The organism is Pirellulales bacterium, assembly GCA_019636335.1.
Taxonomy (GTDB): Bacteria; Planctomycetota; Planctomycetia; order Pirellulales; family JAEUIK01; genus JAHBXR01.
The window spans coordinates 70,053-77,001 of the sequence record JAHBXR010000026.1 but is presented as its reverse complement, the minus strand read 5'-3'; the positions used below and the strand labels follow the sequence as shown (position 1 = coordinate 77,001).

The following is a 6,949-nucleotide window of genomic DNA, read 5'->3' as shown; positions in this document are numbered from 1 at the left end:
AATGCGAACCGCCTCGGCCCTTGGACTGTCCCCCCGGACGAGCCTATACTGAGTCGCCGGCGCAACACGCGCCGATCCGGGGTCGAGGGAAGCTGCTCGGCCGGGCGTTACTTCTTATCGGGAGCCTCCTTACGTGTTCGACACCATTGCTGTCGTGGGCGCGACTGGCGCCGTGGGAACGATCATTCGCGAGTTGCTCGAAGAGCGTGGTTTTCCAGCTCGCAAGGTAAAATTCCTGGCCTCGCGGCGGTCGGCCGGCTTCAAGCTGAAGTTTGCCGGCGACATGCACCCGGTCGAAGAACTGACGCCCGAATCGTTCGAGGGGGTCGAGCTGGCCATCGGCAGCACGCCGGATGAAGTGGCTCGCGAGTTCGCCCCCTGGGCGGTCGAGCGCGGCTGCGTGGTGGTCGACGAGAGCGGCTACTTCCGCATGGACCCGAAGGTCCCGCTGGTCGTGCCCGAGGTAAACCCCGAGGCCATCCGCCAGCACAACGGTATCATCTCGAGCCCGAACTGCTCGACCACGCAAATGGTCGTGGCGATGAAGCCGCTGCACGACGCCGCCAAGATCCTGCGCGTCGTGGTCAGCACCTACCAGGCCACGAGCGGCGCCGGCGTGGCGGGCAATCGCGATCTCGATGCCGGCACCCGGGCGCACCTGTCGGGCGAATCGCACAACTACGAAACCTTCGCCCACCCGATCGCCTTCAATCTGATTCCGCACATCGGATCGCCGAAGCATGAGGGGTACACCTCGGAAGAGATGAAGATGGTGCGCGAGACGCACAAGATCTTCGGCGACGATTCGATCCGCGTCTGTCCGACCTGCGTCCGAGTGCCGGTGACCAACTGCCACAGCGAGAGCATCCTGGTCGAGACCGAGCGCAAGCTGACGTTGAACGAGGCCCGCGACCTCTTCGCCGCGACCCCCGGCATCATCGTCGAGGACGATCTCGCGTCGAAGGTCTACCCGATGCCGCTCGGCTGCAGCGGTCGGAATGAAGTCTTCATCGGGCGCATTCGTGAAGACCTGTCGAGCCCGAACGGTATCGCTTTCTGGTGCGTGAGCGACAACCTGCGCAAAGGCGCCGCCACGAACGCCGTGCAGATTGCCGAGCTGTTGGCACGCTCTCGGCAGACGCAGGGCGCGGTGTAGGCATTGCTCACCGCGAAGCAGGCCAGGTACTCCGTACCTGACGCTCTTCGATGTGGCAACTCGATTGATTTGATTGTCTGACCTACAGCTTCGCGGACGTTGCGGATGGGGATGGTGCGGTTGCGGCGCGATGCGTAGTTTCAAGCTGACGATTGCTTACGACGGCACGGCCTATCAAGGCTGGCAATCGCAGCCCGATAGGCCGACGATCCAGGGATCGCTCGAACGGGCCTTCGCCAAGATCACCGGCGAAGAGGTGCGGATCACCGGTAGCGGCCGCACCGATGCTGGCGTCCACGCACTCGGGCAGGTGGCGAGTCTCGAATCGGCCACGCATCTTGCGCCCGACGTGTTGCAGCGGGCCCTCAATCACGAACTGCCAGCGGATATCGTTGTTGTGCGGCTCGACGAGGCGGCCCCCGGGTTTCATGCCATCCGCGATTGCACGGGCAAGCGCTATCGCTACGTGCTGCACGACGGGCCCGTGCCCGATCTGTTTCGCCGGCTTTACTGCTGGCACTACCGCCAGCGGCTGGACGATGCCGCCATGCACCGCGCCGCACAAGGACTGCACGGAACGCACGACTTTCGCAGCTTCGAATCGCAATGGCCCAACCGTACGACCAGCGTACGCACGATTCGCGAGATCGCCGTGGTGCGGCAACCGGCAGAAAACGGCGACTATCTCTACGTCGAGGTCGAAGCGGACGGCTTCTTGTACAATATGGTGAGGAGCATCGTCGGCACGCTGGTCGAGGTGGGACGCGGGGCGCAAAGCGAAGCGTGGCCAGCCGAGGTCGTGGCGGCGATGGACCGCAGCGCCGCGGGACGCACCGCCCCGGCGCAGGGGCTGTTTCTGATGCGAGTCGATTACGCCGAGTAGCAATCTGGTACACCTGTAGCGCGGCATGCGCGTTGCCCACGTCATCACACGTCTGATTCTCGGCGGAGCGCAGGAGAACACCCTGTTCAACTGCGAGGATCTTCTGCGCCATTACGGTGACGAGGTCCTCCTCATCACCGGCCCCGCCGTGGGACCGGAGGGAAGTCTGCTCGAGCGTGCCGAACGATCGGGCGTGCCGCTGGCCGTGATCCCGGCTCTGCAGCGGGCGATTCATCCCTGGCACGATTGGCGCGCCTCTGGGCAACTCAAACGAGTGCTGCGTGAATTTCGTCCCGACGTCGTTCACACGCACAGTGCGAAAGGGGGCCTGCTCGGTCGCGCCGCGGCATGGCGTCTGGGCGTGCCTGCGGTTATCCACACCGTACACGGCGCGCCGTACTATCCCTATCAGTCAAAGCTCGCACAGAAGTTTATCTACGTCTGTGAACGTTGGGCGGCGAAGCGATGCGACGCGCTCATCAGCGTCGCCGATGCCATGACCGAAATGCTCGTGCGCGACGGCGTCGCCCCCCGCGAAAAATTCACCACCATCTATAGCGGCATGGAAGTCGATCCTTTCTTGCATGGCGAGCAACATCGGCAGCGGATGCGGGCCGAACTGGGGTTCGGCTCCGAGGTGTTCGTCATCGGCAAGATCGCGCGGCTCTTTCATCTGAAAGGGCACGAGTTCGTCATCGCCGCAGCGAAACAAGTCGTAAAGTTGAGATCCGACGTGCGGTTTCTCTTCGTCGGCGACGGTATTCTGCGCGAGCAACTGGAACGCGAAGTCCGCGACGCCGGACTTTCAGCCTATTTCCATTTCGCCGGGCTCGTGCCGCCAGAACAGATTCCGGCCTACCTCAGCGCGATGGATGCCCTCGTGCATACCAGTCTCCGCGAGGGGCTGGCGCGCGCGCTGCCGCAGGCGTTGATCTCGGGTAAGCCGGCCCTCAGTTACGACATCGATGGCGCGCGCGAGGTCGTGATCACCGACGAAACGGGTATTCTGCTCCCTCCCCAGGAAGTCGACGGTCTGGCCGCGGCGATCGTGCGCCTGGCGGCGAACCGCGACGAAGCGGCAAGAATGGGAGCCGAAGGGCGAAGACGATTCGCCGACGTTTTTCGCCACGAACGCATGACGGAACGAATTCGATCGGTTTATGAACGGGTGCTGGATTCAAAAGACGTTGAACGCAAAGCCCAAAGCAGGGCAGGGGATGCGCTACTCCTGTAGGTCAGGTACGCGCGTACCTGACAATCATTCGAGTGGCAACATCGAACTCCTGTAGGTCAGGTACTCCGTACCTGACAATCAATTCGAGTGGCGACATCGAACATTGTCAGGTACAGGGGACCTGACCTACGCACGGTCAGAGCAGCCCACCGGCGTCGGTCGACAGCAGCACCTTGATCGGGTTGTCGCGGCGATCGATTGCCAGATCGAGCGCCTGTTGAGCGTCGCGGAAGGGGAAGCGGTGCGTGATGAGAGGTTCGACGTTGATCCGTCCCTGCATGATCATGTCGAACGCCAGCGGCACGTCGCGCTGCACGTTCGGATGGATCGAGCCAAGGACGCGCAGATTTTTGATCAGCATGTCGAAGGCCGGCAACGGGTAATGCGCCGCATCCGGCACGCCGAACAGGAGCACCGTCCCATGCTTGCGCGCCAGGTCGAACGAGAGGTGAATGCTTTCGATCTGATGCCCCACGGCCTCGATCACAACGTCGGCGCCGTGACCGTCAGTCAGTTCCTTCACCGCGGCGACTGGATCCTCTCGGTCGACGTGTACCGTGTGCGTGGCGCGCATCTGTCGGCTCACATCCAGCCGATAGTCGATGCGGTCGAGTCCGATCACGCGCCGCGCGCCCATGTTCGAGACGAGATGCGTAAAGAGCAAACCGATGGGGCCCTGGCCCACGATAGCCACGTCGAGATCGAGCAGGTTCGGCAGCTTGCGCGCGGCCCAGAGAATGGTGGCCAGCGGCTGCGCGAGTATGAGCCGCTCGCGCGGTTCGAAGCTGGGCAAGTGTACCGTCATCGACGCATCGGCGAGGAACACTTCGCTCATGCCGCGCTGGTCGGGGGGAATAGCCAGCACACGATCCCCCGGCTTGAAACGCGGGCTACGGCTGTCGATGATCTCGCCGATGCACTCGTGCAAACTGTCGCCGACCGGTCGGGGAAACTCGACGTTGAAAGCGCCGCCCACATAGCGTGGAAAATCCGAAGCGCAGAGCACGCCACCGTGCAGCCGCACGAGCACCGGCTCACCCGGCACGCCCTCGAGCGGCGGCAGCGGGCACTCGATCATTTCCAAACGACGCGGGGCGAGAATATGGGCTGCAAGCATGGGCGGAGTTTTATACGAGCCGGATGGAGATGGCAAGTTCCAAGGGATGAACGTCGGAACGCTCCCTCGCCGACATGTTTTCCCGACAATTCCCTCGCAGTCGCTTCGGGTTGGGGTGGTGGCGAGAAGGGGCTAAACTGGTGCCCAGAGGGCAGGGCGGTGCAGGAGAACGCTCGCTGTTCGGGCAATGGCACTTACGAAAGACGACGTCGTCGTGGCACGCGCAAGTCAGGATTCGATCGGACCCTATCGGCTGTTGAACCTCATCATGACTGGCCAGACGAGCCAGGTCTGGGAGGCGATGCACGATATCAAACGCGAACGCTTCGCGATCAAGATTCTACTGCCCGAGTGCGCCAAAGAGAGCGAACACGTCTCCTTCATGAAGAATGAGTTCGCCGTCGGTAGCAAGCTCGAGCATCCGCGAGTCATTCGTCTGCATGAACTGGGCACCTACCAGCGGGCACCCTACCTGGCAATGGAGTTCTTCCCTTACCCGAACGTCAAGCAATACGTGCGGCGCGGTATCGAACAGGTCGGGTTTCGCATTCCTCAGATTATCGAGCAAGCGGCCGAGGGTCTGGCCTACTTCAACGAGCAAGGCTGGATCCACCGCGACGTGAAGCCCGACAACTTTCTGATCTCGCCCGATGGTGATGTGAAGCTCATCGACTTTGCCTTGGCCATGAAGGTGCCCAAGGGGCTGGCCAGGCTCTTCGCCAGCAAGCCCAAGAAAATTCAGGGCACGCGCAGCTACATGTCCCCCGAGCAAATTCGTGGGCTCATGCTCGATCAACGGACCGACGTCTACAGCCTTGGCTGCGCGGTGTTCGAGATGGTGACCGGCAAGCCTCCCTTCACGGGAGCCAGCTCGAACGATCTTCTCATGAAGCATCTCAAGTCGCCGCCGCCGGTGTTGGAGGCGATCGACCGCAACGTCACGCCAGAGTTTGGTGAGCTCGTGCGCCGCGCCATGGCCAAGTCCCCCGATCAGCGCCCCCCATCGGTGCAGACCTTTCTCGACGAGTTCCGCACCCTGCGGGTATTCAAACTCCCGCACAAGCCGCCTGAGGGTGACGTCAAACGACGTCCCGGCGCTTAATCGCGCAGGGGACCGTGGGCCGGGTTCAGACGGACAAGAACGACTCCGCCACCGATATCAGGTGGGCAGATCTGGCCAGGCCGGCAAACCGCTTTTAGTCGCACGCGGCCGCTGTCAGCCGCGCGGCCAGCGGCGGTAACATCTTTCGCCGGGCTGCGCTCGGTAAATACATGCCGCCGGCGATCCCCCAGGTGGGAAAGTACGGGGTCGCCGCGATCACCGGTCGATGATAAATTAAGCGTTGTTATCGCTACAAACCCTCGCCGCGGCTCCCGGGCCGCTGGCGCCAGCAATGCTGCCATGCTTGTCACAGGCATGGCGCCTGCCTCGAAACTGAACACGCCCTGGGAAGAGCCGCCTCGGCGGCTTGCGAGCATGCCTCCCTCGAATTTTCGCCTGGCGTTCGAACGGCCCATCTACGAACTCGAAACGCGACTCGCGCAACTCGAAGCCGTGCCTGAGCGGACTCCCGAGTCGCAGGAAGAAATCCGCAAACTGCGGCGCGAGTTGACCGAGGAAAAACGCAAGGTCTACAGCCGTCTCGAACCGTGGCAGCGGGTGCAGGTCTCGCGGCACGAGGATCGGCCGAAGACGAGCGATTATCTCTCGCTCTTGTTCGACGAGTTCGTCGAGCTGCATGGCGACCGCACCTTCGGCGACGACCGCGCCATCCGCACCGGCTTCGCCAAGCTCGACGACTACAAGGTGATGTTCGTCGGGCATCAAAAAGGCAAAACGCTGCAAGAACGCACGGCGTGCAACTTCGGCAGCGCGCATCCCGAGGGCTATCGCAAGGCCATCGCCAAGATGCGACTGGCCGCCAAGTACGGCATGCCCATCGTCTGCTTCATCGATACACCGGGCGCCTATCCGGGCATCGGAGCCGAGGAACGAGGACAGGCCGCGATCATCGCCAGCAATATGTTCGAGATGTCGCGCCTACCGACGCCGATCGTAGTCGTCGTGATCGGCGAAGGGGGCTCGGGCGGCGCCTTGGGCATCGGGGTCGGCGATCGCGTTTACATGCTCGAGCATGCCTACTACTCGGTGATCAGTCCCGAAGGTTGCTCGGGCATCCTGTGGAAGAGCGGAGCCCATGCCGAACAAGCCGCCAAGGCGCTGCGTCTCACGTCGCAAGATTTGCTCCGCTTCGGCGTCATCGACGACGTCATCGAAGAGCCTCTCGGCGGCGCGCATCGCGATCACCATCAAATGGCCGCGCGCATGAAGTTCTACCTGGTGCGGGCACTACGCGAGCTGGTCGGACAACCGACTGAGAAGCTGCTCGACGATCGCTATGCAAAGTTCCGCCGCATGGGCGTGTTCCATGAAGGCATCATCGCCAATGCCGAACTGACCAATGACGCCAGCATCGCGACCAATCTACCGACCGACTCACCGTCGTCAGTGGTCAGTGATTAGTGGTCAGTGATTAGTGGTCAGTGATTAGTGGTCAG

At 62.5% G+C, this 6,949-nt stretch carries 6 protein-coding genes; 5 read left to right on the top strand and 1 reads right to left on the bottom strand.

What is annotated here, in order from left to right; translation table 11 throughout:
- The first annotated feature begins 133 nt into the window (after positions 1 to 133).
- The 3 genes from KF708_21045 (at position 134) to KF708_21035 (ending at position 3,273) form a co-directional block, all read left to right on the top strand.
- A complete protein-coding gene (locus tag KF708_21045; GenBank protein ID MBX3415185.1) occupies positions 134 to 1,156 on the top strand; it encodes an aspartate-semialdehyde dehydrogenase in 1,023 nt (340 codons plus the stop codon).
- A gap of 130 nt (positions 1,157 to 1,286) precedes the next feature.
- Positions 1,287 to 2,039 carry a tRNA pseudouridine(38-40) synthase TruA gene (gene truA, locus KF708_21040; GenBank protein MBX3415184.1) on the top strand — a complete coding sequence of 251 codons (753 nt, stop codon included), beginning with the start codon at positions 1,287 to 1,289 and terminating at the stop codon, positions 2,037 to 2,039.
- 25 nt (positions 2,040 to 2,064) lie between these two features.
- Positions 2,065 to 3,273: a glycosyltransferase family 4 protein gene (locus KF708_21035; GenBank protein ID MBX3415183.1), complete on the top strand. Its 1,209-nt coding sequence runs from the start codon at positions 2,065 to 2,067 to the stop codon at positions 3,271 to 3,273.
- A 136-nt stretch (positions 3,274 to 3,409) separates the two neighbouring features.
- Here the strand turns inward: KF708_21035 and KF708_21030 are convergent, their stop codons facing one another.
- Positions 3,410 to 4,390: a zinc-binding dehydrogenase gene (locus KF708_21030; protein ID MBX3415182.1), complete on the bottom strand. Its 981-nt coding sequence runs from the start codon at positions 4,388 to 4,390 to the stop codon at positions 3,410 to 3,412.
- Positions 4,391 to 4,577: 187 nt separating this feature from the next.
- Here KF708_21030 and KF708_21025 point away from each other — a divergent pair, with 187 nt between their 5' ends.
- Both KF708_21025 and KF708_21020 read left to right on the top strand, forming a co-directional pair.
- The gene (locus KF708_21025) at positions 4,578 to 5,492 is read left to right on the top strand and encodes a serine/threonine protein kinase (protein ID MBX3415181.1); all 915 of its coding nucleotides are present in this window, start codon (positions 4,578 to 4,580) and stop codon (positions 5,490 to 5,492) included.
- Positions 5,493 to 5,867: 375 nt separating this feature from the next.
- Positions 5,868 to 6,914, top strand: coding sequence for an acetyl-CoA carboxylase carboxyltransferase subunit alpha (locus KF708_21020; protein MBX3415180.1), 1,047 nt, complete (start codon positions 5,868 to 5,870; stop codon positions 6,912 to 6,914).
- Positions 6,915 to 6,949: the final 35 nt, after the last annotated feature.

Excerpts from the sequence above, each read along its gene's own strand:
- truA (MBX3415184.1), top strand. The coding sequence starts at position 1,287 with ATGCGTAGTTTCAAGCTGACGATTGCTTACGACGGCACGGCCTATCAA.
- KF708_21035 (MBX3415183.1), top strand. The coding sequence starts at position 2,065 with ATGCGCGTTGCCCACGTCATCACACGTCTGATTCTCGGCGGAGCGCAG.
- KF708_21030 (MBX3415182.1), bottom strand. The coding sequence starts at position 4,390 with ATGCTTGCAGCCCATATTCTCGCCCCGCGTCGTTTGGAAATGATCGAG.
- KF708_21025 (MBX3415181.1), top strand. The coding sequence starts at position 4,578 with ATGGCACTTACGAAAGACGACGTCGTCGTGGCACGCGCAAGTCAGGAT.
- KF708_21020 (MBX3415180.1), top strand. The coding sequence starts at position 5,868 with ATGCCTCCCTCGAATTTTCGCCTGGCGTTCGAACGGCCCATCTACGAA.